This is a genomic window from Bradyrhizobium sp. 137 (assembly GCF_023074095.1).
GTDB lineage: Bacteria > Pseudomonadota > Alphaproteobacteria > Rhizobiales > Xanthobacteraceae > Bradyrhizobium.
Genome location: NZ_JADPKU010000031.1, coordinates 1 through 1,794, shown reverse-complemented (window position 1 = coordinate 1,794; position 1,794 = coordinate 1). Strand labels below are relative to the sequence as shown.

The following is a 1,794-nucleotide window of genomic DNA, read 5'->3' as shown; positions in this document are numbered from 1 at the left end:
GCGCGCAGCGCCAGCCTTGAGCCCGCTCGATCACCGGTCTACTTCAACACAGTTGCTCCCCGGGGAGCGATGCACTATTGCCCCCGTCGCCTTGCCGATAACTGATGCCGCGGTCCGGTTGGGCCGCTCACATCACCGCAAGACTTGGCGCACAGACCCCGGGCGCCAGGACCACACGATTTCGCCATACGCCGATCGCACCGGTCGAGTGCGCGAGGTCTTCGCTCACGGCTCTCCGCCCTGCGAAGCTCTTCGCGCCGATGTAACCTGCGTCCACCGCCGCCCGGCCCGCGTGTCGTGACGATCGCGATACCCCCCTCTTGCTTGGGCCGGGTTGCCGCGACACATACGCGATTTCCGAATTTCGGTAAAGCGGAATATTTTGGATGGCGCACGTTGACCCACGGCTTGGTGTTTCGCCCCGCCGGCAACGCGATATCATGTAGCCTGGATGGAGCGCAGCGTAATCCGGGATTCCATCCGCTCCCGGATTACGGTTCGCTCCGTCCGGGCTGCCGCCGTTATCGCGCGTGACTGCTTCAACATCGTCCTTGCGCTTGCAATGACGCAGGCGGCGACAACGGCGATCTTCAGCTCACAATGTATGCCGCAAAAAGAACGACCCGCCGCTCGATGAAGCGGCGGGTCCTTGCAACGAAGCCCGATTCGCTACCAGTTGCGATAGCTGCCGGTCAGCGTGCCGTTGTTGTTGCCGTCAGGACCGACATCGCCCTGCGTTGAGCTCGGGGTCGGATGGCGGGTGCCGTTGTACGCGCCATATGGTCCGGCGACATCCGGATAGTACGCGCGCGGCTGAACCGGTTCGTAGGCGGGGGCGGTGCGGTCCCAACCCACGCGCGGCCCATTCCAGTCGTAGCCCTGCGCCGATGCGGCTGTTGCGCCTGCGACGAGCGATGCCGTGACCAGGCAGAGGAGTTTTGACTTGTTCTGCATTGAAGATGCTCCTTGCTTGTGTCGGGGCCAACGGTTGCAATGCGGGAGCGTTCCGGACGTATTGGCCGGGGAGCGATCAACTCCGATCAACTGGTTATGAATCGCGTGCCGCGGAACGAAGTCGCTGAAATGGGACGGAAATTCCAGGCGTTCTGCCGCACCATGTTCCCCATTAATCCCGTGGCTTAACCAATAATTAATTATACGTTTGCTGGCGGGCGACAGCCCGGCCTAGCGTGTGGTGGGGGAGCCGCGACCCGCGAAGCCAAACGAGTTGGTGCGTATCATGATGTCGAGATCACAAGGGGCGCTATTCGCCTCGCTCAGCGCAGCCGCGCTGCTCCTTAGCCCCAGCGACAGTTTTGCCAGGCCCGGTGGCGCCGCGCCGCACGGGCTGGCCGCCGCGCCTCCAAATGCAATGGCGCGTGCGCCGATCGGGCCTGGCGCCCGGTTCCACCGGCGCGGCAATCCCTGGGTCTATTGGCCGGGTGGCGGCGGGTTCTTCTACGACGGTGCGACGTATAGCCAACCTTTCGGCGAGGCGGCTCAGTCGTTCTCCAGCGATGTGCGCTATACCTATACGTATGACGTTCCCTGGGATTGGGCGCACCGCTTTCCGCCGAATGTCGTGCCGTCCGACCGGCCCTATGTGCCGAGCTGCCCGACGGAGCAGGTGACGGTGCCCGGCCGCGGCGGCGGCGAGCACACCGTCAACATCATGCGCTGCTACTGAGCTACTAGCACTACTTTGGCAGAATTGGTTTGTGCTGCAGTTTTTCACGGATACGTCTTCTGCAGTAGGGGCATCGCTGCGATCGCTGCCGTAGGATGAGATCGACG

At 63.2% G+C, this 1,794-nt stretch carries 2 protein-coding genes; one reads left to right on the top strand and one right to left on the bottom strand.

Going from position 1 to position 1,794, the window contains the following annotated elements; translation table 11 throughout:
- Positions 1-669: 669 nt before the first annotated feature.
- On the bottom strand, positions 670-954 hold the full coding sequence (locus IVA78_RS05980) for a hypothetical protein (RefSeq protein WP_247275622.1): 285 nt from the start codon (positions 952-954) through the stop codon (positions 670-672).
- A gap of 286 nt (positions 955-1,240) precedes the next feature.
- On the opposite strand from IVA78_RS05980, the gene IVA78_RS05975 reads away from it, so the two are divergent.
- Positions 1,241-1,687 carry a hypothetical protein gene (locus IVA78_RS05975; protein ID WP_247275621.1) on the top strand — a complete coding sequence of 149 codons (447 nt, stop codon included), beginning with the start codon at positions 1,241-1,243 and terminating at the stop codon, positions 1,685-1,687.
- Positions 1,688-1,794 lie beyond the last annotated feature (107 nt).